Below are 25,507 nucleotides of genomic sequence, written 5' to 3'. Positions count from 1 at the left end.
GGGCAGCGAGCTGCTCGCGCCCGCCACCGGCGCGTCGGTGGTGCTGGCCGCGCGCGCGGCGCCCGGGACGGGGGCCGGCCCCGCGCCCCGGCGGGCCGCGGGCACGGCTGCTCACCGGTCCCCCTCGGCTGACTCGCGCAAGCTCGGCGGCGCGGGCAGGTGATGGCCCGGCCGTTCCGGGTCGCAGCCGACGCGCGGCAGGCGGGAGCGGATGCCGCCTGCCGTGCGCTCGAACCGGCGGGCCAGCTCGGCCACCGTGTCGCCCGCGAGCCACGCGGACTCCAGCTCCGCGTCGAGCTCGGCGCTCCACGGTTTCCCTTGCTGTGCGGGCCGTTCGCCCGATCTTCGGCGCGGCCCGCCCGCGAAGGCGTGGAGGCTGCCGGCCAGGAGGTCGGCCACCGCCGGGACCACGGCGGTGTCGAGGTCGAGCCTGCCGTGCACGACGGACTCCCCGTCGGGCCCCTCGCCGCCGACGGTGACCGTGACGCGGCCCTGTTCGGCCGTCTCGCCCGGGCGGGCGACGACGGCGATCTGGTACTGGACGTTTCCGACCCGGACCTCGGTCCGGTGCTCTTCGATGATCGTCATGGCGGCGAAGGTAGCGCCCACCCCCGACAGAATCCGCTCACGGCCCGTGCCCGACCGGCTGCGCTCCGAAATTGTCGGACCCGTGTCGTAGCGTTTTCGAGCGATCACGAACAGCGACCGAGGGGGACCGATGGAAGGGCACGAATCAGGACCGGAGCACAGACAGAGGGTGCCCCGATCCGGCGAACCGGACCGGGGCACCGGGAGGAAGGGATCAGAAGTGCGACAGCGCGCCCGTTTTGACCTGGGCCTGGGCTGGTGCCTCGCTCTTCTGCTGCGCGCCCGCGGCCGCCGGGACCGGCGGTGGCACCGGGTCGCACTGCGCGTCGGAGTGGTTGCCCGAGGTGCGTTTGGGCAGCGCGCCGGTCGCGAGGTAGTCGGCGACCTTGTCGTCCACGCAGGCGACGCCCGACAGCGAGCCGGCGTGCGTGGTGCCGCCGGGGGCGCTGATCAGGCTCGACTTCGGGAACAGCTTGCGCACGGCGAGGCTGCCCGCGTACGGCGTCGCCGCGTCGAGTTCCTCGCTGATGAGCAGCACGCCACCGACCTTGCTGCCGTCCACCTTCACGGGCTTGCCGGCTTTGGCGGGCCAGTCACGGCAGGGCGCGTTGAACCACGCGTTACCCCAGGTCTCGAACGGCGCGCGGAAGTACGTCGTCCAGTTGTCGAGGCGCCAGCGGTTCCAGCCGGCCGGCCACTGCACGTCGGTGCACTGGACGGCGCTGTAGACGGCGTATCCGTTGTCGTCACCGGGCGGGTTGGCGGCGTCGTAGAGGTTCTTGAGCGTCTGCCAGTCGCCGCGGTGCACCCAGCCGTCGAACGCCTTGGCCAGGTCTTCCCAGCCGAACACGTAGTAGCCGGCCTGCAGGAAGACGTCGGTCCACTCGTCGCCGCCGATCACGCCGCCCGCGGCCGAGCGGTCGAGCTTCTTCTGCTGGTCGTACCAGAGCGTCTCCACGGCGGACTCGGTCTTGCCGAGGTGGTAGACGTCGTCGTACTTCGCGAGCCAGCCGAAGTAGATCTTGATGTTGCGGTCGAAGGCCACGTCCTGGTCCAGGTTGGCCTGGTACCAGACCTTGCCCGGGTCGACGTTGCCGTCGAGCACCATGCGGCGCACGTTCTTCGGGTACAGCGTGCTGTAGACCTGGCCGAGGTAGGTGCCGTAGGAGAAGCCGTAGTAGTTGATCTGCTTCTCCCCCAGCGCCACGCGGAGGCTGTCCATGTCCTGCGCGACGTCGGTGGTCTTGATGTGCTCGAGGATGGCGCCGTTCTTCGCGCACGCCTTCGCGTAGCCCTCGGCCTTGGCGAGCCAGGTGCGTTCGAGCTGCGGCGTCGAAGGCACGTACGGCGGGCGGTCGTAGGAGAAGTAGCCGCCGTCGCACCGCACGGCCGGCTTGCTGGAGCCGACGCCGCGCGGGTCGAAGCCGATCCAGTCGTAGCTCTCGCCGGCACCGTGCGGCACGTACTGGCCGAGCACCGAGAGCCCGAGCCCGGAACCGCCGGGGCCGCCCGGGTTGACCAGCATCACGCCCTGGTACTGCGCGGACTTGTGCTTGATCCGCGACACGGCGACCTGCACCTTGGCGCCGGAGGGTTTCGCGTAGTCCATCGGGGCCACGAGGAACCCGCACTCGGCGCCGGCGTTTTTCAGGCTCGTGGTCTGGCACGGCCCCCAGCTGATCGGCGGCGGGGTGTAGCCCGGCTTCGCCGCCCCCTGCGCTGCGGTGGCGGCCGGCGCGGCGGCCATCGTCCCGACCGCGACACCCGCGGCAGCCAGGACGGCAAGGATCTTCTTCACGGTGGCCCTCTTCGCTCGCGGGTTACCCGAATTGGTCGAAACTACCGACAACCCGGAACAATCTCCTCGCACGACACGACTTGCGCCAGCCGTCGCCCGCCGGCGGCCGGCGCGGTGGAGGTGAGCGCGGATGGGTGTGGACAAGGCGTTGGTCTCGGCTGTCCGAACCGGACTCGCCGCCCGGGCGGACCCGGCGAAAGCGCCCGCCATGCAGGCGTACATGAAGTCGGCGATGCCGTATCGCGGGGTGGCCAAGCCCGCGCGCGCCGCGCTCATGAAAGAGGTCCTGGCCGCCCACGTTCTGCCCGATCGGGTGAGTTTTTCAACGACGGTGCTCGCCCTGTGGCGCGACGCGGAATTCCGCGAGGAGCGCTACGCGGCGATCGATCTGTCGGGCCACCGCGCGTACCGGCGGTGGCAGGACCCGGACCTGCTCGGCCTCTACGAGGAGCTCATCGTGGACGGTGCGTGGTGGGACTTCGTCGACGAGGTCGCGATCCGCCGCGTCGGCCCGATCCTGCGCGAGTACCGCGCGGACGTCACGCCGGTGCTCCTGCGCTGGGCCACCGACCCCGACCGCTGGCGGCGCCGCACCGCCGTCATCTGCCAGGTGTCGGCGAAGACGGCCGTCGACCACACGCTGCTGACGGCGGCGATCGAAGCCAACCTCGATGACCGGGACTTCTTCTTGAGGAAGGGCATCGGCTGGGCGTTGCGCGACCACGCCAAAACCGAGCCGGACTGGGTGCGCTCCTTTGTGCGCGACCACCCGGGGCTGTCCCCACTGTCCACACGGGAGGCTTTGAAGAACCTGACCTGACCACGATCGGCCGAACGAGCGGAGAGACCAGGCACGGAGCAGCCGCCGCCAGGCGCGGCACCAGCAGCCGATGACGGTACGGCTAGCGCTCTCTGCCGACCCCGCGACCGGGCGACCCCGGAGACGGGCCACGCAGCAGCCGCCGTGTATCGCCGAGCGAAGCGCACGACCCGGCTGAGGCGGGCAACCAGCGCAGCCTGGCCGCCGCGGGCGACCCCGCGGCGAAGGCCGAGACGACGCCCGCGAACCGAGCCGCTCAGGCCGGCATTCGGGGCACTGCCAGGCACCCAGCCGAGCGGCCACTCGCGGTGGGCGCCGGGCAGGCACCCGAAGTCGGTGCCAGGGCGGCACCCGGGCAGGCACCCCGGGACCAGCGCCCGACGGGCAACCGACGCTGGCACCCATGCCGGGCACCCGAGGCCCAACCCTCGACAGGCGCCCGTGGCAAGCAGCGGGCGGGCCGCTCGCAGCGAGCAGCCACAGCAGGCACTCTGGGTCAACGCCCGTGGCAGACGGTCGTAGTGGGCGCTGGGGCCGGCGGGCACCCGGGGACGGCCCCTAGCGGGCCGTCGCCGCGCGTGCCCGCGACGGGTGTCCGAAGCCGATGCTTCGATGGGCGACCGAGTCAGCTACCGGGCTAGCCACTCGCAGCGCGCAGCCACGGCAGGCCGCTTTGGTCAGCGCCAGCGGCAAGCACTTGTGGCGGGCGCCGGCGCACGCCGGCGAACGGCCACACGCAGCGGGAAGCCCGGGGCTGCCATCCCGCGCACGCACCCGAGGCCGGCACCTGGGTGGACACCCGGCGCAAAGCGCCTGGGACTGCCACTCGCGGCAGCGACCCAGGGAGCCCACTCGTGAGTAGCCGTGGCAGGCGTCCGAGATGGCGCTGAGGCAGGAACTCGTGGCAGGCACCCGGGGTCGGCGCCGCCGCAGCCGCCAGAAGTCGGCACCGGGGCAGACACCCGGGGTCGCCGCCGCGGCAGGCAGTCGTAGTCGGCACCAGGGCACGCACCCGGGGTGCGCGCCGCGGCAGGCAGTCGAAGTCGGCGCCAGGGCAGGCATCCGGGCAGGCAGCGACCGGAGAGACGGCAGTGGGCCGGAAACTCCGCGGTGAGGCGGTGTCTCCGGCCCACTGGGCCGACGTCGGGCAGGTGCCCGCCAGGGTCAGGCGCGCAGCGTGGCGCCGAAGCGGTCGCCGGCGGCGGAGACGGCGGCGTCGCGGGCCTTGGTGGCTTCGTCGACCGTCAGGGTGCGGTCCGGGGCGCGGAAGCGGAGCTTGTAGGCCAGGGACCGTTTACCGTCGCCGATTTGGGTGCCGGTGTAGACGTCGAAGAGGGTGATGTCTTCGAGGAGGTCGCCGGCGCCCGAGCGCAGGACCTCGGCGAGGTCGGCGGACGGGACGTCGGAGGCGGCGACCAGGGCGACGTCGAGCAGCACCGGCGGGTAGGCCGACACGCTCGGGGCCGGGCGGGAGTCCGGCAGCGGGATGGCGTCGAGGTCGAGCTCCATCGCCACCGTGCGGGGCGGCAGGCCCAGGGCCTCGACGACCTTCGGGTGCAGCTCGCCCGCGTGGCCCACCGGCCAGTCGCCCACGCGCAGCTGGGCGCAGCGGCCCGGGTGCCACGGCGGGAGGTCCGACGCCCGCACCGTGAGCTCCACGCCGGCGGCCTCGGCCACCAGGCGGGCGGCCTCGACGGCGTCGGCCCAGGAAGCCGGCTCGCCCTTGCCCCACCAGCCGGCGCGGCGGCGCAGGCCCGTGAGCACGACGGCGACGTGCACCGGCTGGGCGGGCACGGCGGCCTCCAGCACGGCGAGCTCCTCGTCGCTCGGCCGGTGCTCGACGCCCAGGTCCGGCACCTTCAGCTGGTGCGGCTTCGGCAGCACGACCTGGCCGATGTGGAAGAGCGACACGTCCTTCATGCCCCGGGACACGTTGCGCTGCAGCGTGTCGAGCAGGCCGGGCAGCAGTGTCGTCGACATGCGGTCGTGGTCGGCCTCGAGCGGGTTGCGCACGCGGACGGTGTTGCGGCGCACGTCGTCCTCGGGCAGGCCGAAGGCGTCCCACACCGAGTCGCTGACGAACGGGAAAGGCAGCACCTCGACGTGACCCGCCTCGGCCAGCGCGCGGGCGACGCTGCGGCGGCGCTTCTGCTCCTCGGTGAGGCCACGGCCCGCGGGCGCCGCCGGCAGGACCGACGGGATGCTCTCGTAGCCCTCGAGCCGCAGCACCTCCTCGACGAGGTCGGCGGGCTGCACGAGGTCGGCGCGCCAGCTCGGCGGCGTCGCGGTGACCGACGAGATGCCGGCATCGCTGGTGCTCACCTGGACCTTGCAGCCGATCTGCGTGAGCCGCCGGACGGTGACGCCGCGCTCGTAGCGCACGCCCGCCACCTGGTCGGGCAGGTTGATCGGCATGGTGACCGGCGGCAGCGGCGCGACGCCGCCCTCATCGGTGCGGCCGGGCTGGATGGCGCCCTCGCCGTACTGGCGCAGCAGCCGGGCGGCCAGCTCGACGGCGGCCGCGCACAGACCCGGGTCGGTGAAACGCTCGAAGCGCTTCGCCGCCTCCGAGAACAGCTTGTGGCGACGCGCCGTGCGGCTGATCGACGCGGGGTTCCAGTGCGCCGCTTCGAGAAGCACGTCGGTGCTCTCCGGGGTGATCTCCGTGCTGGCGCCACCCATGGTGCCCGCGAGCGAGATCACGCCGGAGTCGTCGGCGATCACGATGTCGTCGGCGTCGAGGGTGCGCACGACGTCGTCCAAAGTGGTCAGTTTCTCGCCCTGCCGAGCGCGCCGCACCACCAGGTCGCCCTGGATGGCGGTGGTCGCGAACGCGTGGAGCGGGTGGCCGAGCTCGAGCATCACGTAGTTGGTGACGTCGACCGCCAGCGAGATCGAGCGGATCCCGGCCAGCATCAGCCGGCGGCGCATCCACCACGGTGACGGGGCCGTGGCGTCGAGACCCTTCACGCGGCGCAGCACGAACCGCGGGCAGCCTTCGGGGTCCTCGACCCGCACCGGCCACGCGTCGCCCTCGGCCTCGGGAATGTCGAGCATCGCCGGGTCGCCGAACGGCACGTCGAGCGCATTGGACAGCTCGCGCGCGAGACCGCGGATCGACAGCGCGTAGCCGCGGTCCGGGGTCGGCGTGACCTCGATGACGGTGTCGGTGAGCCCCAGCAACGCGATCGCGTCGTCGCCCGGGCTCGCGGTGCCCGGCGGCAGCACGAGGATGCCGCTGTGGTCCTCGCCGAGGCCCAGCTCCTTGGCGGAGCAGATCATGCCGTCGCTGACCTTGCCGTACGTCTTGCGCGCGGCGATCTCGAAGTCGCCCGGCAGCACGACGCCCGGCAGCGCGACCACGACGAGGTCGCCCTCGGCGAAGTTGCTGGCACCGCAGACGATGCCGCGGGTCTTGATGCCGTGGGGGCCCTCGTTCTCGATCGGGCCTTCGTCGTCGTCCTCGTCTTCGTCCTCATCGGAGGAGCCGGTGTCCTCTTCGGACTCCGGCTCCTCGCCGACCTCGACGCGGCAGAACCGCACCGGCTTCTTGAAGCCCGTCAGTTCCTCGATCTCGGCGACGCGCCCGACCACGAGCGGGCCGGTCACGGGGCCGAGCTCGCTCAGCTCGTCGACCTCGATCCCGATCCGCACGAAGGCGTCGGCCAGGTCCTGGGGCGTGACCTCGTCACCCACGTCGAGGTGCTCGGTCAGCCAGCTCACCGGGACTCGCACTACGCCTCCGTTCCGAAGGGAAGGGTGAACCGGACGTCGCCTTCGACCATGTCGCGCATGTCCGGGATGCCGTTGCGGAACTGCAGAGTCCGCTCGATGCCCATGCCGAACGCGAAGCCCGAGTACACCTCGGGGTCGACGCCGCACGCACGCAGCACGTTGGGGTTGACCATGCCGCAGCCGCCCCACTCGACCCAGCCGGGGCCGCCCTTCTTCTCCTCGAACCACACGTCCACCTCGGCGGAGGGCTCGGTGAAGGGGAAGAAGTGCGGGCGCAGCCGCGTCTTGGAGCTCTCGCCGAACATCGCGCGCGCGAACGCGTCGAGCGTGCCCTTGAGGTGGGCCATGGTGATGCCCTTGTCCACGGCCAGGCCCTCGACCTGCGTGAACACCGGCGTGTGCGTGGAGTCCAGCTCGTCGGTGCGGTAGGTGCGGCCCGGGCACACGACGTAGACCGGCAGGTCGCGGTGCAGGAGGCTGCGGGCCTGCACGGGCGAGGTGTGCGTGCGCAGCACCAGCCCGGAGTCCTCTTCGCCCACGTAGAACGTGTCCTGCAGCTGGCGCGCGGGGTGGTCCTTGCCGAAGTTCAGCGCGTCGAAGTTGAACCACTCGGCCTCGAGCTCGGGGCCTTCCGCGACCTCGTAGCCCATCGCGATGAAGGCGTCGGCCACGCGCTCGGACACGGTGCTGATCGGGTGCCGGGCACCGCGCGGGATCTGGTCCCATGGCAGCGTGACGTCGACGGCCTCTTCGCGCAGCACGTGCTCGTCCCGCTCGGCCTGCAGCACGGCACGGCGCTCGTCGAACGCGGCCTGGACGGCCTGGCGGGCCTCGTTGACCCGCTTGCCGGCGTCGGCCTTCTCCTGCTTGGACAGCGCGCCGATGGCCCGGCGCGCGAGCAGCAGCGGCGCCTGGTCCCCGAGGTGCGCCGGCTTGACGGCGGCGAGCGCCTCCAGGTCGGCAGCGCCCGCGAAGGCCTCTTCGGCCGCCTTGATCGCCGCACGCAGGGTTTCCGGTGCGAGCACGTCGATCGGCTTGTCTGTGGCTCCGGACATGACTCCTCGGCGTCCACTGGGACGGGTTGAGCGGCAGCGCACGGGCAGGCAGCCGCACGTGCACATCGGGCAGCTCAGTCTAGGGGATCGGCCGACGGCCCCGGCCGCTCACCCTCCGCTAACGAGCGCGTCTCCGCACCGGCCGCGATCGGCCGTGCGCGACGGCGCCGGTCAGCGGTGCGCAGCCATCGCGGCGGTGTACACGCAGACAGCGGCCGCCGTGGCCAGGTTGAGGCTTTCGGCCTTGCCGTAGAGCGGGATGCGGACGGCGGTATCGGCCGCCGCGAGGACCGACTGCGACAGGCCGTGGGCCTCGTTGCCGAAGATCCACGCGACCGGGTCACCGAACGTGATCTCTTCGAGTGAACGGTCCGCGTAGCCGTGGGCGGCCAGGGTGCGCAGGCCGGCGGCGGTCAGCGACGACAGCACCGCCGGGATGTCGCGCTCGCGGGCCAGGGGGACGTGGAAGGTGCTGCCGGCGGCGGCGCGGACGCTCTTGCCGTTGTGCGGGTCGACCGTGTCGCCCGCGAGGACCACGGCGTCGGCGCCCGCGGCGTCGGCCACGCGGATCACCGTGCCGGCGTTGCCGGGCTCGGCGACGTCCACGAGGACGACCACGAGCCGGGCACCGGTCAGCACCGTCGCGAGTGGACGGTCGACCAGGGCGCACACGGCCACGAGGCCTTGCGGCGTCACGGTTTCCGACAGGCCCTCGGCGGCGCGGTCGGTGACGAGCGAGACCGCCACCCCCGCCGAGGAGGCCGACGCGATCAGCTCGGGGTGGGCCGCGGCCGCGCGCTCGGTGGCGAACAGCTCGAAAACGGTGCCGTGCGCCAGCGCGGCCTCGACGGCATTGACGCCTTCGGCCAGGAAACGGCCGGTCTTCTCGCGTTCCGCGCGGCGCGTCAGCTTGCGCGCAGCAACGACCCGGGGGGTCCGTTCGGTGAACGGAACCGCCCCGGGTCGCGGAAAACTGCCGGTCAGGCCGACTTCGCTTCGCCGGTGTTGACGTTCGCCTTGGCGAGCTCGGCGAGCGCCGTGAAGGCGGCGGCGTCGTTGACCGCGAGGTCCGCGAGGATCTTGCGGTCGACCTCGACACCGGCGACCTTGAGGCCCTGGATGAACCGGTTGTAGGTCACGCCGTTGGCACGAGCGGCCGCGTTGATGCGGGTGATCCACAGCTGGCGGAAGTCACCCTTGCGCGCACGGCGGTCGCGGTAGGCGTAGTTGAGCGAGTGAAGCGTCTGCTCCTTGGCCTTGCGGTACAGCCGCGAGCGCTGGCCGCGGTAGCCGCTGGCCAGTTCGAGAGTTGACCGACGCTTCTTCTGGGCGTTGACCGCCCGCTTGACGCGTGCCACTGGTCCATCCTGTCGATTCGGGGGGCGCGGTGGCGCCCGGGGTGATCAGTACGTGTGCGGAGGGTGGCTCAGGCTCAGATGCCGAGCAGGCGCTTGACGCGGCCGGCCTCGGTCTTGGCGAGCTCCGTGGTGCCCTCGAGACGCCGGGTGAGGCGGTTGGACTTCTTCTCCATCAGGTGGCGGCGGCCGGCCTTCTGGCGGCGCAGCTTGCCCGTGCCCGTCACGCGGATCCGCTTGGACGTACCGCTGTGCGTCTTCATCTTCGGCATGGTTGTTCTGTCCTCTTCCGTGCGGCGGCACACCGGTGCCCCGGTGTGCCGCTGACTGTGCTGGGCGCTGCGGGAGGCGTTATGCCTCGGGAGCCGTCTCGGCCTTCGCGACCTTCGGCTTCACGTTCTTGTGCGGGGCCAGCACCATGATCATGTTGCGACCGTCCTGCTTGGGCGACGATTCGACGAAGCCCAGCTCGGTCACGTCGTCGGCCAGCTTCTGCAGCAGCCGGAAACCGAGTTCCGGCCGGGACTGCTCGCGACCGCGGAACATGATCGTGACCTTGACCTTGTTACCGGCCGCCAGGAACCGTGACACGTGACCCTTTTTGGTCTCGTAGTCGTGCTGGTCGATCTTCGGACGCAGCTTCTGTTCCTTGATGACGGTCAACTGCTGGTTGCGGCGGGACTCGCGGGCCTTCTGCGCGCTCTCGTACTTGAACTTGCCGAAGTCCATGAGCTTGCATACGGGCGGGCGGGCCTGGGGCGCGACCTCGACGAGGTCGAGATCGTTCTCCTGTGCCAGCCGCAGCGCATCTTCGATCCGGACGATGCCGACCTGCTCGCCGTTGGGTCCGACGAGCCGGACTTCCGGCACCCGGATACGTTCGTTGATGCGTGTCTCGGAGCTGATGGGGCCTCCTTGGTCCGAGTGACTACTTCTCTTCTCGACCTGGTGCCCACATGACTCAGGCCCCGTCTCCGGCATACAACCGGTTCACGGGGCCCGCTCTGTCTCCGATCGCGCCCGATCGCGAGGATCGAACGCTTCGCCGGAGCGACGGATGTACCGACATCCACCACTTCGGCGAGACCGGACCCGGACACCTGAGGCGGTGACGCGGGTGGGAGCGGGGCTCCACTTGCCGCCCCCGATTTCTCGGGAGCTGGTCGCTCGTGGAAGGGTACCAGACGTGTCAGAACAACCTTCGGAACAGCCCCCCTATTCCCCGGACGTCCGCGACCTGGAGGACATCCCGAGCGTCGAGGTGATCAGCCGCGCGGCCGTGATGCTGATGTCGGCCGCGGCCGAACGCCTGGGCCTGGCCGACGCCGACCCGGACACCTCACCCCACCGTGACCTCGACGAAGCGCGCCGGCTGATCACGGCGCTGGCCGGGCTCGTCACGTCGTCCGTAGAGTACCTGGGCCTGCACGCCGGCCCGCTGCGCGACGGGCTGCAGTCGCTGCAGAAGGCGTTCCGCGAAGCCTCCGCCGTCCCCGACGCGCCGGGCCAGGGCCCGGGTGAAAAGTTCACCGGCCCGGTTCACTGACCGTCGCTTCCGAGGCCCGTCCGCCACCCGCGGACGGGCCTTCTTCGTCCCGAAGTCCTCAGGTCCCCGTGTCCCCGAGTCCCGACGGCCTTGCCGAACCGCCCGAAAGACATCTAACATGTTAGATGTGAGTCCGCTCCCCAAAGTCACCCGGCCACTGCTGCGCGACGAGGCCTACGACCGCATCCGCCAGGCCATCATCGACGGCAGCCTCGCCCCCGGCACCCCGCTGCGCGACGCCGACCTGGCCGACGAGCTCGGCCTGTCCCGCGCTCCCGTGCGCCAGGCCCTGCTGCGCCTGGCCGGCGACGGGCTCGTGGAGTCCAAACCGCAGAGCTACACGCGGGTGGCCGCGATCGCGGGTGACGAGGTGCGCGACGCCGTCCAGCTGGTGCGCGCGCTGCACGAGTTCGCCATTCGCCAGGCCCTCCCCCGGCTCGGCACCGAGCAGGTCGCCGAGATGCGCGCGGCGAACGAGCGCTTTGCCACAGCGGTGGCCGAGGGAGAGGTGGCCGCGGCGATCGCGGCCGACGACGAGCTGCACGACGTGCCCGTGCGCGCGTGCGGCAACCGCGCCGTCGCCGCGACGCTGGAGCGCTACACCCCGTTGCTGCGCCGGCTCGAGTACGCGCGCTTCAGCTCCCTGCCCGCACACCGCTCGGTCCGGCGGCACACCGAGCTCGTCGACGCGATCGAAGCCGGCGACGCCGACACCGCCGCCGCTGTCACCTCGACCATCTGGTCGGACCTCGAAGCAAGCCTGGAGACCCCGTGAGCCTCGCCGACTTCCCGCGTTTCCCCCTGATGATCGGCCCGTCGCCGATCCACCGGCTCGACCGCCTCACCGAACACCTCGGCGGCGCGGAAATCCGGGCCAAGCGCGAAGACCTCAACTCCGGTCTCGCCTACGGCGGCAACAAGACCCGCAAGCTCGAATACCTCGTGGCCGACGCGCTCGCCCAAGGCGCCGACACGCTCGTGTCCATCGGCGGCGTGCAGTCCAACCACACCCGCCAGGTAGCCGCGGCCGCCGCCCGCGCGGGGCTGAAAGCCGTGCTGGTGCAGGAAAGCTGGGTCGACTGGCACGACCCGCTGCACGACGAGGTCGGCAACATCCAGCTGTCGCGGATCATGGGCGCCGACGTCCGGCTCGTCGAGGCCGGCTTCGGCATCGGGTTCAAGGAGAGCTGGGAGCAGGTCCTCGCTGAGGTCCGGGACGCCGGCGGCAAGCCGTACGCGATCCCGGCCGGCGCGTCCGACCACCCGCTGGGCGGGCTCGGGTTCGCGGGCTGGGTCGCGGAGCTGGAACAACAGGAGCGAGAGCTCGGCGTCTTCTTCGACACCGTGGTGGTCTGCTCGGTCACCGGCAGCACCCAGGCCGGGATGGTGGCGGGCGCCGCACTGGGCGGACGACCCCGCCGCATCCTCGGGATCGACGCGTCGGCCAAGCCCGCCGAGACGCGCGACCAGATCACCCGCATCGCCGAGCACACCGCCGAGCTCATCGGCGCGCCCGGCATCGGAGACGTCGAGCTCGACGAGCGCTACCACGCGGGTGTCTACGGCATCCCCGACGAGTCCACTCTGGACGCCATCCGCACGGCGGCGCGGCTCGAAGGCATGATCACCGACCCGGTGTACGAGGGGAAGTCCATGGCCGGGCTCATCGATCTCGTGCGCCGCAGCGAGATCCCCCGCGAGTCGACCGTGCTCTACGCGCACCTCGGCGGTCAGCCGGCGATCAACGCCTACACGAGCGTGCTGGGCTGACCGGGTTCGCCTGGGCCCGCCACCCCGGCGAGCCCAGGCGAACCCGGCGAAACCCGGGAGGCCGGACTCAGTCGAGCACGCACAGCACGTCGATCTCCACGAGGAGACTGGCGGGCAGGCCGACGTAGACGGTGGTGCGGGCCGAGTGCGGGCCTTCCCCGATCAGCTCGTTGTAGACCTCGTTGAACGGGCCGAAGTGGCTCGTGTCGGTGAGGTACACGCGCACCATCACCGCGTCGGCCCAGCCCGAACCGGCCTCGGTGAGCAGGGCCTCGATGTTCTTGAACACCTGCCGCGTCTGCGTCGCGATGTCGTCGCCGACGACCGCGCCGGTCGCGGGGTCGAACGCGACCGTGCCCGCGATCTGCAGGATGTTGCCCTTGCGGACGGCCTGCGAGAACTTCGCCGGCGGCTTCGGCGCGTTCTCGGTCGTGATCGCCGTCTTGCCCATCATTACCCCTTTCCGTTCCCCGTCCATCCACTGTGGACGGAAGCCTCGTCGGTGGCGGCGCGCAGCTCGGGCACGAGCGCGAGCAGGCCGTCGTAGTCCAGCAGCACCTTCGGCACCGACATCGACGCCGCGGCCAGCACCTCGCCGCCGGCGCCGCGCACCGGCGCCGCGATGCAGTGGATGAAGTCCTCGTGCTCGGCGTTGTCCACGGCGTAGCCGCGCTCGGCGACCTTGTCCAGTTCCGCCAGGTAGGCCTCGGGCGAGGTGATCGTGTTCGGCGTGAGCACCACGTAGTCCAGCGAACGCGCGATCTCCTCGCGCCGCGACCGCGGCATCGCGGCGACCAGCACCTTGCCGACGGCGGTGCAGTGCAGCGGCGCGCGTTTGCCGATGCGCGAGTACATCCGCACGGAGTGGTGGCCCTCGAACTTGTCGATGTACACGACCTCGCCGTCTTCGTACGAGGCGAGGTGCACGGTGTGCCCGGTGCGGATGTTGAGCGCCGCGAGCGCGTCGTGGGAGCTGCTGCGCACGTCGAGGTCTTCCAGCGCCTGGTTCGCGAGGTCGAACAGCGCGCTGCCGAGGCGGTAGTGGCGGGTCCCCTCGCGGCGCACGAAGTGGTGCGACTCGAGCGTGCGCAACAGGCGCAGCACGGTCGTCTTGTGCACGCCGATCTCCTCGGCGAGCTCGTCCAGCGTCTTCGCGCCGCGGGCGAGCCCGGCCAGCACGGTCAGCGCCCGGTCCAGGCTCTGGCTCACCTCACCACCACACCCTCTCCCGTCAGGCGGGCCGCGCCCCACTCTTCGGCGTCCGCGCGCAGCAGCGTATCCACCACGGGGGCGGGCAGGGGCGTGCCGACGTCGTCGTGGGTCAGCAGGGTCGCGGCGGCCTGGAGGTGCCCGCGGCGCAGCCGGGTCGACGGGTCGGCGCCGCGCAGGGTGGCGGCGAGGAAGCCGGCCGCGAACGCGTCGCCGGCACCGACCGGCTCGACCACGTCCACGCGCAGCGCGGGTTCGAACACCGGCGCCGCGTCGCCTTCGACGAGTGTCGCGCCGCGTTCGCCGTGCTTCACCACGAGCGTGCGCGGACCGGGCAGCAGCTCGCGCAGCCGCGCGGGGTCACCGGTCCCCCACACGCGTTCGGCCTCGTCGTCGCCGGTGAGGACCAGGTCGGCGAGCCCGGCCAGCTCCGCGAGCACGGCGACGTCCTGCCCGAGCGCGGGCCGGTGGTTGACGTCGAACGACACGAGCCGCTCCCCGCGCGGGGCCGCCAGCAGCGCGCGCACGAGCGCGAGGCAACTGGCCGACAGCGCCGGCGTGATCCCGGACAGGTGCAGCACGCGCACGCCGTCGAGGTGCAGCCGGTCCACGAGGTCCGGGCCGAGCGCGGAGGCGGCCGAACCGGTGCGGTAATAACGCACCGGGCTGCCCTGGGCGCCGCTTTCCTTGACGTACAAACCTGTCGGACGCGCCGGATCGATCTCCACGCCGCTCACGTCGACGCCGGCCGAGGCGATCTGCTGCACCAGCGCGCGGCCGAACGGGTCGTCGCCGACCGCGCTCACCCACGCGCTCGGCACCGCGAGTGCGGGCAGGTGGCACGCGACGTTCGACTCGGCACCGCCGAAGGTGCGCAGCCAGCTGCGCACCCGTTCGGGCGAGCCGGGTTCGGCCGGCACGAACAGGGCCATCGACTCGCCGATGCAGAGCACCTCGGGCGGGCTGGTCACTGACTTTCTCCCCGTTCCGTCACCCCGTTGACCTGTGGCGGACCGGATGCTACACCTATGTCGCGCATTTTGCGCAACGCCCGTTGCATCATACGCAACCTATGCCCGCACCGAGGTCTGAATCGATGAACAGCTCCGAGCACGCCGCCCTGACCGCCGCCGTCCGCGCGGGCCGGGACGAGAAGATCGACTGGCGCTTCCGCTCGATCGCGCCCGCGCTGGCCGGGCTCACCCTCGACGAGGCCGCGGCCCGGCGTGCGAACCTGTTCGCCGACGGCTTCTTCGGCCCGTTCGTCGTGCTCGACGCCGCGGCGCTGGAGCACAACCTCGCCACCATGGCGGCGTGGTGCGCCGGGCACGGGATCGCGCTCGCGCCGCACGGCAAGACCACGATGGCGCCCGAGCTGTTCGCGCGCCAGCTCGCGCACGGCGCGTGGGGCGTCACCGCCGCCAACGCCGGGCACCTGCGGATCTACCGCGCGTTCGGCGTCTCGCGGATCCTGCTGGCCAACCAGCTCGTGGACCCGGCGGGCCTGCGCTGGCTCGCGGGCGAGCTGGCGGCGGACCCGGTGTTCGAGTTCGTGTGCTGGGTCGACTCCGTGCGCGGGGTCGAGCTGATGGCCGAGGCGCTGGCCGGCTCCGCGCGCCCGGTCGACGTGCTCGTGGAGCTGGGTGGCGCCGGCGGCCGCACCGGGGTGCGCGACCCGGAGACGGCGCTGGCCGTGGCCGAGGCGGTCGCGAAGAGTCCCGCGCTGCGGTTGCGCGGCACGGGCGGCTACGAGGGCGCGCTGTCGCACGACACCGACGACGCCGCCCTGGCCAAGATCAGTTCCTATGTGGACACCCTGCGCGACTCGGCGATCGCGTTCGCAGACCAGGGACTGCTCGCCGAAGGCCAGGTGTACGTGACGGCCGGCGGGAGCGCCTACTTCGACCGCGTGGCCCAGGAGCTCACGAAACCGTGGCCCGACGGCATGGACGTGCTGCCGATCCTGCGCAGCGGCGCCTATGTCACCCACGACGACGGCTTCTACCGCGAGATCTCGCCGCTCGGCGTGCACCCGCGGCTGGCCGGCGTCGAGCCGTTCCACGCCGCGCTGCACGCGTGGGCGCAGGTCACCTCGAAACCCACTGCCGAGCTTGCGCTGCTCACCGCCGGCAAGCGCGATCTGCCCTACGACGAGGGCATGCCGGAGCCGCAGCTGCTGCGCAAGAACGGCGTCAACGCCGAGCTCACCGGCCACGCCGTGACGAAGCTGAACGACCAGCACGCGTTCCTGGCGCTGCCCGCGGACTCCCCCGTCGAGGTCGGCGACTGGGTGCGGCTCGGGCTTTCGCACCCGTGCACGACGTTCGACAAGTGGCCGCTGCTGCCGGTGGTGGACACCGACGGCGAGACGGTCGTCGACTTCGTGCGGACGTGGTTCTGATGGATGTGCTCTGATGGACACTGTCTTCCGCGGCGCCCAAGTGGCCGACGGCACCGGCGGTCCGATCACTCGCCACGACGTCGGGATCACCGGCGACCGCGTCACCGAGGTCGCCGAACCCGGCTCGCTCACCGGAAAGCGCGTGCTGGACGCGGACGGCCTCGTGCTCGCACCTGGGTTCATCGACATGCACTCGCACTCCGACCTGCAGCTGCTCACGAACCCGGACCACCTCGCGAAGGTCTCCCAGGGCGTGACCACCGAGGTGCTCGGGCAGGACGGCCTCTCGTACGCGCCCGTGGACGACACCGTGCTCGAGGCACTGCGCCAGCAGCTCGCGGGCTGGAACGACGACCCGGCCGGCTTCGACTGGAACTGGCGCTCGGTCGGCGAGTACCTCGACCGGCTCGACCGCGGCGTGGCCGTGAACGCCGCCTACCTCGTGCCGCAGGGCACCGTCCGGATGCTCGCGGTCGGCTGGGAGAACCGGCCGGCGACCGGGGCCGAGCTCGACCGGATGAAGGAACTGATCGCGACCGGGCTCGAAGAAGGCGCTTTCGGGCTGTCCTCGGGGCTCACCTACACGCCGGGCATGTACGCGGACACGGCCGAGCTCGTCGAGCTGTGCCGCGTGGTCGGCGCGCACGGCGGCTACTACAGCCCCCACCACCGCAGCTACGGCGCCGGTGCGCTGGAGGCCTTCGCCGAGATGGTCGACGTCTCGCGCCGCGCGGACTGCCCGCTGCACCTCGCGCACGCCACGATGAACTTCTCCGTCAACAAGGGCAAAGCACCGGGGCTGCTGAAGCTGCTGGACGACGCCCTCGACGCCGGCGGCGACATCACCCTCGACACCTACCCGTACCTGCCGGGCGCCACCTACCTGTCGGCGCTGCTGCCGAGCTGGGCCACCGAGGGCGGGCTCGACGCCACGCTCGCGCGACTGTCCGATGCGGACACCCGCGAGCGGATCCGCGTCGAGATCGAAGAGACCGGCTCGGACGGCGCGCACGGCGTGCCCATCGACTGGTCCGGCATCGAGATCAACGGCGTGCGCCACCAGAGCAACGTCGGCCTCGTCGGCCACAGCGTCGCGGAATCCGCCCGTACGCAAGGAAAAACGCCCGCCGAGCTGTACTTCGCCACGCTGGTCGACGAACGGCTCGGCACCTCGTGCCTGATGCACATCGGCCACGAGGAGAACGTGCAGGCCATCATGCGCCACCGCACGCACACCGGCGGTTCCGACGGCCTGCTCGTCGGCAACCGGCCGCACCCGCGCGCCTGGGGCACGTTCCCCCGTTACCTCGCCCGCTACGTCCGTGAACTGGGCGTGCTCGGGCTGGCCGACTGCGTCGCGCACCTCACCGGGCGCGCGGCGCGGCGGCTGCGGCTCACCGACCGGGGCCTCGTGCGCCCCGGGTACGCGGCCGACCTGGTGCTGTTCGATCCCGCCACGATCACCGACACCGCCACGTTCGAAAACCCGAGGCAGCCCGCCGAGGGGATCTCCCACGTCTTCGTGAACGGCGTCGCCGCGATCGAGGACACCCACCCCACCGGCGCCCTCGCCGGCCATTCCCTTCGTCACCCCGGGAGGGGCCGATGATCCACTGGCTGCAGACCACGACCGGCGGTCTGCTGACGCTCGCGGCGGTTTCGATCGCCGTCCTGCTCGTGCTCATCATCAAGGTCAAGCTCGAACCGTTCATCGCGTTGATCGTGGTGGGGGTGCTCACCGCGCTGGCCGCCGGCCTGCCCGTGGGAACGCTGGTCGGCACCGCGCAGAAGACGTCGGACTCCTTGCTGGAGAAGGGGTTCGGCAGCATCCTCGGGCACATCACGGCGATCATCGGCCTCGGCACCCTGCTGGGGTCGATCCTCGAACGCTCCGGGGGCGCCCGCGTGCTGACCTCGGCACTGCTGCGCGCGTTCGGCGAGAAACGCGCGCCGCTCGCGATGGGCCTGTCCGGTCTGATCTTCGGCATCCCGGTGTTCTTCGACATCGGCATCTTCGTGCTGGCGCCGCTGGTCTACGCGGCGGCCAAGCAGGGCGGCCGCTCGATCGTGCTCTACGCGATGCCGCTGCTGGCGGGCCTGTCGATCACCCACGCGTTCATCCCGCCCCACCCCGGGCCCGTCGCGGCCGCCGGGCTGCTGCACGTGGACCTCGGCTGGCTCATCCTGATGGGCGCGGTCTGCGGCATCCCCGCGTGGTTCGTCGGCGGCATCCTGTACTCGACGTGGATCGGCAAGCGCGTGAACGTGCCGCTCGCCGAGGAGTTCGCCAAGCTCGCCGGCGACGACGACGAAGAGAACCCGAACCCGCCGTCGCTGGCCCTGGTCAGCGGCATCATCGCGATCCCGCTCGTGCTGATCCTGGTGGGCACGTTCGGCAGCATCGTGCTGCCGAAGAACTCCGGCGCCGCCGGGGTCGCGGCGTTCCTGGGCACGCCCGCCATCGCGCTGACGATCGCCACGCTGCTCGCCTCGTGGCTGCTGGGCCACCGCCGTGGCATGACGGGCGCGGACCTGGCGCAGCTGTCGGCGAACGCGCTGCGCCCGGTCGCGATGATCCTGCTGGTGGTGGGCGCGGGCTCGTTCTTCGGGGCGGTGCTCTCGGCGACCGGCATCGGCCAGGCCGTCGCCGGCTCCCTCGGCGACGCGGGCCTGCCCGTGATCCTCGCGGCCTACATCATCAGCTGCGGCATGCGCGTCGCGCAGGGCTCGGCGACGGTCGCGATCGTGACCACCAGCGGCATCGTCGCGCCGACGGTGGTGGAGCTGCACTACTCGCAGCCGCAGCTGGCCCTGATCGTGATCGCGATCTCCGCGGGCTCGATCATCGCCTCCCACGTGAACGACGGCGGCTTCTGGATCGTGTCGCGCTACTTCGGCCTTTCCGTGCCCCAGACGCTGAAAACGTGGACCGCGCTCGAAACAGTCCTTTCCCTCAGCGGTTTCGCCGTGGCAGCATTGATCATGGCAGTGGTCTGAACCACCTTCTGGTCCCCTCACCGTTGGGAGAAACCTCGATGGCCGGACTTTCCCGTCGCACGTTCCTCGGTGCCGCCGGCGCCGCCGGACTCGGCACCGTGCTCGGCACCCAGCTCGCGAACGCCGCACCCGCCGGTTGCCCCCGAGACGCGGGAGCGAACGCGTACGTCGGCAGCTACACCAGCACCCCACCGGCCGGGCACGGCCTCGACGTGGTGGGCCGCACGGGCACCGCGCCGGCGCTCACCCCGGTCCGCACCGTCGCCGGGGTGCCCGACGCGTCGTGGTTCGACCGCAGCCGCGACGGCCGCACCCTCTACGCGACGAACGAGGGTGACCCGGATGGCGCCATCTCGGCCCTCGACGTCACCACGGCGAACAGCCCCCGGCTGCTCAACTCCGTGTCGTCGAAGGGCAGCGCGCCGACGCACCTGTCGGTGCACAGCAGCCAGAAGTACCTGCTGGCGGCCAACTACGGCTCGGGCAGCGTCGTGGTGCTGCCGATCCTGGCGGGCGGCAAGCTCGGCCCGGCCACGGACGTGCAGCAGCACCAGGGCGCCGAGCGGGACGCGCACGCGCACCAGGTGGTGAACGACCCGACCGGGCAGTGGGTGCTGTCGGTGGACCTCGGCGCCGACTCGGTCTACGTGTACACGCTCGACACCGGCAGCGGGAAACTCGCGCTGCACCAGCAGGTCACGCTCCCCTCCGGCGCGGGGCCGCGGCACCTGGCGTTCCACCCGAACGGCCGCTACGCCTACCTCGCGCAGGAGCTGCGCCCGGAGATCACCGTGCTGTCCTGGGACGCGGCGGCGGGCCGGCTCACCCCGCTCGCGGTCGTCCCCGCGGTGCCGGCGGGCAGCACCGGCGACCTGTTCCCGGGCGAGATCGCCGTGTCGACGGACGCCAAGTTCGTCCACGCGACCGTCCGCGGCCCGAACACGATCGCCACGTTCTCGGTGTCCGGCGGCGGCACCACGCTCAAGCTGGTGTCCAGTGTGGACACCGGGGGCAACTGGCCGCGTCACGTCGCGCTCTCGCCCGACGAACGCTGGTTCTACGTGTCCAACCAGCGTTCGGGCACCGTCACCTGGCTGCCGCGCGACCCGGCCACGGGCCTGCCCGGCGCGGTCGCCGGCTCGCTCGCCGTGCCGTCGGTCAACTCCGTTTTCTTCGCCTGACCCGGCGTCGCCGGCCGGCGGCGGACCAGACCGGTCCGTCGCCGGCCGGCCCCTACCCTCTGGGAGCTCAACGATGAGAGTGCGTCGTACGTTCACCGCCATCACTGTCTCCGCGGCGCTGGCCCTGCTGGCCGGCTGCGCGCCCACCCAGTCGGCCCCGGCGGCCTCGGGCGGGGACGACCAGACCGGCACGCTGCGCGTGTGGCTGTTCGACGAGGCCAGCCGCGCACCCAAGGAAGCGGCGGTGAAGGAGGCCATCACCGAGTTCAAGGCCGCGCACGCCGGCGTGGACGTCGACGTGCAGTGGGTGCCGGTCGAGGGCCGCGCCGACAAGTTCTCCGGCGCCTTCAACGACCCGTCGAACGCGCCCGACGTCGCCGAGTTCGGCAACACCGACGTGGCGAGCTACGCCCAGACCGGTGCGCTCAGCGACCTCACCGGCGACATCTCGTCGTGGAGCGAGGGCAAGGACCTGCTGCCCTCGGTGCTCGGCACCGCGAAGTCGGGCGGCAAGACCTACGGCCTGCCCTGGTACACCGGCATCCGCGCCCTCTACTACCGCACCGACGTGTTCACCGAGCTGGGTCTCGAGCCGCCGGCCACCCTCGCCGAGCTGACCGACGACGCCCGCAAGATCCACGCCGCCAAGCCCGACCTCTACGGCATCTCGACCGGCGGCAAGTACACCTACGCGCTCCTGCCGTTCGTCTGGGCCAACGGTGGCGACGTGGCCAAGCAGGACAGCGGCAAGTGGACGTCCACTGTGGAGTCGCCGCAGGCGAAGGCCGGCATCACCGCGTACGCGAACCTGCTCAAGGACGACATCTGCCCGCCCGCCGCGTGCGCGAACCTCACCGGCACGCAGAGCGTGACCGCGTTCGCCGGCGGCAAGGCCGGGATGACCATCGGCGGTGACTTCAACCGCAAGGCCGTGGAACAGGGTGCGGTTAAGGGCAAGTACGCCGTGGTCCCGCTGCCGGGCACCACGCCGGGCTCGGTCGCGCCCGCGTTCGCCGGCGGCAACCTGCTGGGCGTGTTCGGCGCGAGCAAGCGCCACGGGCTCGCCGTGCAGTTCGCGGAGCTGCTGGCCGGGGCGAAGTACCAGGAGAAGATGTACAACGCCATGGGCAACCTGCCCACGCTGGAGAGCGTGCAGAAGAAGCTCGCGGCGAGCGACCCGACGCTCAAGCCGTTCGTGGACACCCTCGCCGCCGGCACGAAGTTCGTGCCGAGCACGCCCGGCTGGTCGAAGATCGACAGCCAGAACGTGCTGCCCACCGCCGTGCAGCAGATCGCGACCGGCGGCAAGGACGTCGACGGCGCGCTCGCCGACGCCACGGCGGCGATGAACAAGAACTTCGGCTGATGGTCACGCAGCAGCTGCCCGTGACCGTCCCGGCTCCGGTCGCGCCCCGCCGCGCGCGCCGGCGGCGGGACGGCCGGGCGGCGCTCCTCTACCTGCTGCCCGCCGGCATCCTGCTCGCGGCGCTGCTGGTGTACCCGATCTACCAGCTGGTGCTGATCTCGTTCTACGACTACGGGCAGCCCCAGGCCGCGGGCGCGGCGCCGCTGGTGTTCCTCGGGTTCGACAACTATGCGGCGCTGCTGCAGGACGTGCAGTTCTGGACGGTGCTCGCGAAGACCGTCGGGTTCGCCGCCGCGTGCGTGCTCGGCAGCCTGGTGGTCGGGACGGCGCTGGCGGTGCTGGCGTCGAAGGTGCGCGCGGTGCCGCGGACGCTGCTGTTCCTCGCGGCGCTCGGCGCGTGGTCGACGCCCGCGATCGCCGGCTCGTACGTGTGGCTGTTCCTCTTCGACACCGACTTCGGCCTCGTGAACGAGGTGCTCTCGGGCATCGGCTTCACGGGCATGGCGCACCACTCCTGGACGTTCGGCACCTTCGGCGCGTTCGGGCTCGTGGCCGCCGAGGTGATCTGGTGCTCGTTCCCGTTCGTGCTGGTCACGATGTACGCCGGGATCAAGGCGATCCCGGGGGAGGTCCTCGAGGCCGCGTCGCTGGACGGCGCGTCGGCGTGGCGCAGCACGTGGGCCGTCGTGCTGCCGATGGTGCGGTCGCTGCTGATGGTCGCGACGATCCAGTCGATCATCTGGGACTTCAAGGTGTTCACCCAGATCTACGTGATGACCAACGGCGGCGGCGTGGCCGGGCGCAACCTCGTGCTCAACGTCTACGCCTACCAGCAGGCCTTCGCCGGGCAGGAGTACGGCCTCGGCTCGGCGATCGGAGTCGTGATGACGCTGCTGCTCCTGTCGATCACCGGACTGTACGTCCGGTCCCAGCGCCGGAGCACGGCATGGCTGTGATCACGGCGAGGTCCCGCACTCGCCACGTCCGGCGGCCGGGCCGGCTCGTGGCCGAGATCGTGACTGTGGTGGTCGCAGGGATCGTCGCGTTCCCGCTGTACTGGATGGTGCTCTCGGCGTTCAAGCCCGCCGGTGAGATCCAGACGGCGAACCCGAAACCGTGGACGCTGGCGCCTTCGCTCGACAGCTTCCAGCGCGTGCTCACCGTTTCGGGCTTCGGCCGGTTCTTCGTGAACAGCCTGCTGGTCGCGCTGGCCGTGGTGGTGCTGTCGCTGCTGCTGTCGTTCCTGTCGGCCGTGGCCCTCACGCGGTTCCGCTTCCGCGGCCGCACGGTGCTGCTGGTGATGATCCTCGTGGCGCAGATGGTGCCGGTGGAGGCGCTGACCATCCCGCTGTTCTTCCTGATGCGCCAGATCGGCGCGGTCGCGCCGGCGTTCGGGCTCAACGAGCTGGGCTCGCTCGTGCTCGTGCACCTGGCGTTCAGCCTGCCGTTCGCGATCTGGATGCTGCGCGGGTTCGTCGCGGCGGTGCCGGTGGAGCTGGAGGAAGCGGCGAAGCTGGACGGCGCGTCGCGGATGCGCTTCACGTGGCAGATCCTGTTCCCGCTGGTGGCGCCGGGCTTGGTCGCCGTGAGCGTGCTGGCGTTCATCCACGCGTGGAACGACTTTCTGTTCGCGAAGACGTTCATCATCTCCAAGACCGAGAACCAGACGCTGCCGCAGGCGATCCTGGTGTTCTTCAAACCGGAGGACACCGACTGGGGCGCGGTGATGGCGTCGTCCACCCTCATGACGATCCCGGTGCTGGTGTTCTTCGTGCTGGTGCAACGCCGGCTCGTCGCCGGGATGTCCGGCGCGGTGAAAGGCTGATCATGCCCGGGTTCGACACCCTGCTCCCCCGTCCCGTCTCCGTCACCGAGGTGCCGGGCACGTGCCCGTGGCCGGCACCGGTCACCGTGCGGCCGGCGCCGGAGCTGCCCACCGAGGGCTACCGGCTGGCGATCACGCCCCGCGGGGTCACGCTGTCGGTCGCCGACGCGGCGGGCGAGGTGTACGGCCGGCAGACGCTGCGCCAGCTCGCCGGGCCGGACGCGTTCCGGGCGGCGTCGATCCGCTCCGGGCTGACGTTGCCGTGCGGGGTGGTGGAGGACCACCCGCGGTTCGGCTGGCGCGGCTGCCTGCTCGACGTGGCGCGGCACTTCCGCACGAAGGCCGAGGTGCTGCGGTTCGTCGACCTGCTGGCGGCGCACAAGCTCAACGTGCTGAACCTGCACCTGACCGACGACCAGGGCTGGCGCATCGAGGTGCCGCGGTTCCCCCGGCTCACCTCGGTCGGTGGCTGGCGGCGTTCGTCGATGGTGGGGCGCCACGACGGTCCCGAGCGCGACGGCCGTCCCCACGGCGGCTTCTACTCCACCGACGACCTGCGGGAGATCGTCGCGTACGCCGCCGCGCGGGCCGTGACGGTGGTGCCGGAGATCGACGTGCCCGGCCACGCCCGCGCGGCCATCGCCGCGTACCCGAAGCTCGGCCCCGACCCCGACGCGGACTGGGAGGTGTGGACGTCCTGGGGCATCAGCACTTCGCTGCTCGACCCTTCGGAGTCCACTTTGGATTTCTTCCGCACCGTGTTCGACCACGTGCTGGACATCTTCCCGTCGCCGGTGATCGGCCTCGGCGGTGACGAGGTGCCGGGCGCGACCGAGGCCCACGGCCGGTTCGTCCGCGAGATCGCCGCGCACCTGGCCGCACGCGGCCGGCAGGCGCTCGGCTGGGACGAGGTCCTCGACATCGGCGACCTCCCGCCCATGGTGATCGGCGCCTGGCAGGACGAGGCGCGCGGCGAGCTGGCCGCGTCCCGGGGTCACGACGTGGTGCTGTGCCCGGAGGACCGCGTGTACCTCGACCACCGCCAGTCCGACCACCCCGACGAGCCCATCCCGGTCGGCTACCTGCGCACACTGGAGGACGTCTACACCTACGATCCGGCGCTGACCGGCCCGCACCTGCTCGGCGCCCAGGCCCAGGTCTGGACCGAGCACCTCGACACCGCGCGGCGCGTGGACTACGCGGCTTTCCCCCGGCTGAGCGCGTTCGCGGAGCTGGCCTGGACCACCGGGCCCCGCGACTTCGCCGAGTTCCTGCCGCGCCTGCGCGACCACCACCTGCCGCGGCTCGACGCGCTGGGCGTGGAGTACCGGCCGCTCGACGGGCCGCACCCGTGGCAGACCCGGCCCGACGCACCGGGCTGCCCTCGCTGAGCTCTAGCGCTGCCCGCGGTCCGGCCGGACCACGTGCGGCCCGGGCCTCCCCTCCGGCAGCGCGCGCACCGGACGGACGCCCGTGGCCCACCACCAGAACGCCGCTCCGACCACCGCCACCAGCAACCCGCCGACCATCAGGACCACCGCGAGCCCCACGACCGACGCCGACAGCGCGGCCATGCCCCCGACCACGGCCAGCACCCCGGCGAAGTACACCAGCGCCCATCCCAGCAGCGACTGCCGCACCTTCCGGACGGCCGCGACGCGCAGCTCGAGCTCGGCGCCGCACCAGTCGCAGACGGCCTTCGCCGAGGCGTAGCCGGCCGTGGGGCGCCGGACGGTGAGCCGCGAGGTGCGTTCGCTGCCTTCGGCACTGCGCTCGTGCGCGAGGTGCCGCAGCAGCAGCCGTGGGCGCGGGTCTCGCTCCACCGGATTCCCCTTCGTCGGGCTGGTTCGCGGCGACCGTA

General features: G+C 71.8%; 24 protein-coding genes. 12 read left to right on the top strand and 12 right to left on the bottom strand.

The window, feature by feature from the left end; translation table 11 throughout:
* Positions 1 to 111 precede the first annotated feature (111 nt).
* Both AB0878_RS19565 and AB0878_RS19560 read right to left on the bottom strand, forming a co-directional pair.
* Positions 112 to 588: a helix-turn-helix domain containing protein gene (locus AB0878_RS19565; protein ID WP_366581642.1), complete on the bottom strand. Its 477-nt coding sequence runs from the start codon at positions 586 to 588 to the stop codon at positions 112 to 114.
* A 214-nt stretch (positions 589 to 802) separates the two neighbouring features.
* Positions 803 to 2,386 carry an alpha/beta hydrolase gene (locus AB0878_RS19560; RefSeq protein WP_366581641.1) on the bottom strand — a complete coding sequence of 528 codons (1,584 nt, stop codon included), beginning with the start codon at positions 2,384 to 2,386 and terminating at the stop codon, positions 803 to 805.
* Between the two features lie 130 nt (positions 2,387 to 2,516).
* On the opposite strand from AB0878_RS19560, the gene AB0878_RS19555 reads away from it, so the two are divergent.
* On the top strand, positions 2,517 to 3,206 hold the full coding sequence (locus AB0878_RS19555; RefSeq protein WP_366581640.1) for a DNA alkylation repair protein: 690 nt from the start codon (positions 2,517 to 2,519) through the stop codon (positions 3,204 to 3,206).
* 1,164 nt (positions 3,207 to 4,370) lie between these two features.
* Here the strand turns inward: AB0878_RS19555 and pheT are convergent.
* The 6 genes from pheT to infC all read right to left on the bottom strand — a co-directional run bounded on the left by pheT (position 4,371) and on the right by infC (position 10,332).
* The gene (gene pheT, locus AB0878_RS19550; RefSeq protein ID WP_366581639.1) at positions 4,371 to 6,941 is read right to left on the bottom strand and encodes a phenylalanine--tRNA ligase subunit beta; all 2,571 of its coding nucleotides are present in this window, start codon (positions 6,939 to 6,941) and stop codon (positions 4,371 to 4,373) included.
* Entirely contained in the window at positions 6,941 to 7,996 is a 1,056-nt protein-coding gene (gene pheS / locus AB0878_RS19545) for a phenylalanine--tRNA ligase subunit alpha (protein ID WP_366581638.1), read from the bottom strand. The genes pheT and pheS overlap by 1 nt, the downstream gene beginning before the upstream one ends.
* A 171-nt stretch (positions 7,997 to 8,167) precedes the next feature.
* Complete coding sequence (locus AB0878_RS19540) at positions 8,168 to 8,980, bottom strand: RNA methyltransferase (RefSeq protein ID WP_366581649.1); 813 nt, start codon at positions 8,978 to 8,980, stop codon at positions 8,168 to 8,170.
* Positions 8,977 to 9,354 (bottom strand): 50S ribosomal protein L20, encoded by a 378-nt coding sequence (gene rplT / locus AB0878_RS19535; RefSeq protein WP_360606056.1) that lies wholly within the window; start codon positions 9,352 to 9,354, stop codon positions 8,977 to 8,979. Before rplT ends, AB0878_RS19540 begins: the two co-directional genes overlap by 4 nt.
* A gap of 74 nt (positions 9,355 to 9,428) precedes the next feature.
* Positions 9,429 to 9,623, bottom strand: coding sequence for a 50S ribosomal protein L35 (rpmI, locus tag AB0878_RS19530; RefSeq protein ID WP_086672342.1), 195 nt, complete (start codon positions 9,621 to 9,623; stop codon positions 9,429 to 9,431).
* A 79-nt stretch (positions 9,624 to 9,702) separates the two neighbouring features.
* Complete coding sequence (infC, locus tag AB0878_RS19525) at positions 9,703 to 10,332, bottom strand: translation initiation factor IF-3 (RefSeq protein ID WP_366581637.1); 630 nt, start codon at positions 10,330 to 10,332, stop codon at positions 9,703 to 9,705.
* A 205-nt stretch (positions 10,333 to 10,537) separates the two neighbouring features.
* On the opposite strand from infC, the gene AB0878_RS19520 reads away from it, so the two are divergent.
* The 3 genes from AB0878_RS19520 (at position 10,538) to AB0878_RS19510 (ending at position 12,667) form a co-directional block, all read left to right on the top strand.
* Positions 10,538 to 10,897: a DUF1844 domain-containing protein gene (locus AB0878_RS19520; RefSeq protein WP_366581636.1), complete on the top strand. Its 360-nt coding sequence runs from the start codon at positions 10,538 to 10,540 to the stop codon at positions 10,895 to 10,897.
* Between the two features lie 127 nt (positions 10,898 to 11,024).
* Complete coding sequence (locus tag AB0878_RS19515) at positions 11,025 to 11,672, top strand: GntR family transcriptional regulator (RefSeq protein WP_366581635.1); 648 nt, start codon at positions 11,025 to 11,027, stop codon at positions 11,670 to 11,672.
* Positions 11,669 to 12,667: a 1-aminocyclopropane-1-carboxylate deaminase gene (locus AB0878_RS19510; RefSeq protein WP_366581634.1), complete on the top strand. Its 999-nt coding sequence runs from the start codon at positions 11,669 to 11,671 to the stop codon at positions 12,665 to 12,667. Before AB0878_RS19515 ends, AB0878_RS19510 begins: the two co-directional genes overlap by 4 nt.
* A 67-nt stretch (positions 12,668 to 12,734) precedes the next feature.
* Here AB0878_RS19510 and AB0878_RS19505 read toward each other — a convergent pair whose 3' ends face one another.
* From AB0878_RS19505 to AB0878_RS19495, 3 genes are read right to left on the bottom strand one after another with little or no spacing between them, the layout of a single operon-like run.
* A complete protein-coding gene (locus tag AB0878_RS19505) occupies positions 12,735 to 13,118 on the bottom strand; it encodes a RidA family protein (RefSeq protein ID WP_366581633.1) in 384 nt (127 codons plus the stop codon).
* A 2-nt stretch (positions 13,119 to 13,120) separates the two neighbouring features.
* The gene (locus tag AB0878_RS19500; RefSeq protein ID WP_366581632.1) at positions 13,121 to 13,876 is read right to left on the bottom strand and encodes an IclR family transcriptional regulator; all 756 of its coding nucleotides are present in this window, start codon (positions 13,874 to 13,876) and stop codon (positions 13,121 to 13,123) included.
* Positions 13,873 to 14,847 carry a sugar kinase gene (locus tag AB0878_RS19495; protein WP_366581631.1) on the bottom strand — a complete coding sequence of 325 codons (975 nt, stop codon included), beginning with the start codon at positions 14,845 to 14,847 and terminating at the stop codon, positions 13,873 to 13,875. Before AB0878_RS19495 ends, AB0878_RS19500 begins: the two co-directional genes overlap by 4 nt.
* Before the next feature lie 125 nt (positions 14,848 to 14,972).
* Here AB0878_RS19495 and AB0878_RS19490 point away from each other — a divergent pair, with 125 nt between their 5' ends.
* The 8 genes from AB0878_RS19490 to AB0878_RS19455 all read left to right on the top strand — a co-directional run bounded on the left by AB0878_RS19490 (position 14,973) and on the right by AB0878_RS19455 (position 25,037).
* Complete coding sequence (locus AB0878_RS19490) at positions 14,973 to 16,277, top strand: amino acid deaminase (protein WP_366581630.1); 1,305 nt, start codon at positions 14,973 to 14,975, stop codon at positions 16,275 to 16,277.
* Positions 16,278 to 16,290: 13 nt separating this feature from the next.
* Positions 16,291 to 17,886 (top strand): D-aminoacylase, encoded by a 1,596-nt coding sequence (locus tag AB0878_RS19485; RefSeq protein ID WP_366581629.1) that lies wholly within the window; start codon positions 16,291 to 16,293, stop codon positions 17,884 to 17,886.
* Positions 17,883 to 19,274: a gluconate:H+ symporter gene (locus AB0878_RS19480; protein ID WP_366581628.1), complete on the top strand. Its 1,392-nt coding sequence runs from the start codon at positions 17,883 to 17,885 to the stop codon at positions 19,272 to 19,274. Before AB0878_RS19485 ends, AB0878_RS19480 begins: the two co-directional genes overlap by 4 nt.
* 38 nt (positions 19,275 to 19,312) lie before the next feature.
* Positions 19,313 to 20,455, top strand: coding sequence for a lactonase family protein (locus AB0878_RS19475; protein ID WP_366581627.1), 1,143 nt, complete (start codon positions 19,313 to 19,315; stop codon positions 20,453 to 20,455).
* Positions 20,456 to 20,528: 73 nt separating this feature from the next.
* Positions 20,529 to 21,821: an extracellular solute-binding protein gene (locus tag AB0878_RS19470; RefSeq protein ID WP_366581625.1), complete on the top strand. Its 1,293-nt coding sequence runs from the start codon at positions 20,529 to 20,531 to the stop codon at positions 21,819 to 21,821.
* Entirely contained in the window at positions 21,821 to 22,777 is a 957-nt protein-coding gene (locus AB0878_RS19465; protein WP_366581623.1) for a sugar ABC transporter permease, read from the top strand. Before AB0878_RS19470 ends, AB0878_RS19465 begins: the two co-directional genes overlap by 1 nt.
* Positions 22,768 to 23,646, top strand: a complete 879-nt coding sequence (locus AB0878_RS19460) for a carbohydrate ABC transporter permease (protein ID WP_366581621.1) — start codon at positions 22,768 to 22,770, stop codon at positions 23,644 to 23,646. Before AB0878_RS19465 ends, AB0878_RS19460 begins: the two co-directional genes overlap by 10 nt.
* Before the next feature lie 2 nt (positions 23,647 to 23,648).
* Entirely contained in the window at positions 23,649 to 25,037 is a 1,389-nt protein-coding gene (locus AB0878_RS19455) for a beta-N-acetylhexosaminidase (protein ID WP_366581619.1), read from the top strand.
* Positions 25,038 to 25,040: 3 nt separating this feature from the next.
* On the opposite strand, the gene AB0878_RS19450 is transcribed toward AB0878_RS19455, so the two are convergent.
* Positions 25,041 to 25,469 (bottom strand): hypothetical protein, encoded by a 429-nt coding sequence (locus AB0878_RS19450; protein WP_366581617.1) that lies wholly within the window; start codon positions 25,467 to 25,469, stop codon positions 25,041 to 25,043.
* Positions 25,470 to 25,507 lie beyond the last annotated feature (38 nt).

The organism is Amycolatopsis sp. NPDC047767 (assembly GCF_040704195.1).
In the GTDB taxonomy this organism is placed as follows: Bacteria; Actinomycetota; Actinomycetes; order Mycobacteriales; family Pseudonocardiaceae; genus Amycolatopsis.
Note: the sequence above shows the minus strand (reverse complement) of the source record. Positions and strands in the feature narration are given on the sequence as shown.

Coding starts and splice junctions, on each gene's coding strand:
- pheS (WP_366581638.1), bottom strand. CDS start 7,996: ATGTCCGGAGCCACAGACAAGCCGATCGACGTGCTCGCACCGGAAACC.
- AB0878_RS19480 (WP_366581628.1), top strand. CDS start 17,883: ATGATCCACTGGCTGCAGACCACGACCGGCGGTCTGCTGACGCTCGCG.
- infC (WP_366581637.1), bottom strand. CDS start 10,332: ATGCCGGAGACGGGGCCTGAGTCATGTGGGCACCAGGTCGAGAAGAGA.
- AB0878_RS19485 (WP_366581629.1), top strand. CDS start 16,291: ATGGACACTGTCTTCCGCGGCGCCCAAGTGGCCGACGGCACCGGCGGT.
- AB0878_RS19565 (WP_366581642.1), bottom strand. CDS start 588: ATGACGATCATCGAAGAGCACCGGACCGAGGTCCGGGTCGGAAACGTC.
- AB0878_RS19555 (WP_366581640.1), top strand. CDS start 2,517: ATGGGTGTGGACAAGGCGTTGGTCTCGGCTGTCCGAACCGGACTCGCC.
- AB0878_RS19470 (WP_366581625.1), top strand. CDS start 20,529: ATGAGAGTGCGTCGTACGTTCACCGCCATCACTGTCTCCGCGGCGCTG.
- AB0878_RS19460 (WP_366581621.1), top strand. CDS start 22,768: ATGGCTGTGATCACGGCGAGGTCCCGCACTCGCCACGTCCGGCGGCCG.
- AB0878_RS19490 (WP_366581630.1), top strand. CDS start 14,973: ATGAACAGCTCCGAGCACGCCGCCCTGACCGCCGCCGTCCGCGCGGGC.
- AB0878_RS19455 (WP_366581619.1), top strand. CDS start 23,649: ATGCCCGGGTTCGACACCCTGCTCCCCCGTCCCGTCTCCGTCACCGAG.
- AB0878_RS19465 (WP_366581623.1), top strand. CDS start 21,821: ATGGTCACGCAGCAGCTGCCCGTGACCGTCCCGGCTCCGGTCGCGCCC.
- AB0878_RS19475 (WP_366581627.1), top strand. CDS start 19,313: ATGGCCGGACTTTCCCGTCGCACGTTCCTCGGTGCCGCCGGCGCCGCC.
- AB0878_RS19505 (WP_366581633.1), bottom strand. CDS start 13,118: ATGGGCAAGACGGCGATCACGACCGAGAACGCGCCGAAGCCGCCGGCG.
- rpmI (WP_086672342.1), bottom strand. CDS start 9,623: ATGCCGAAGATGAAGACGCACAGCGGTACGTCCAAGCGGATCCGCGTG.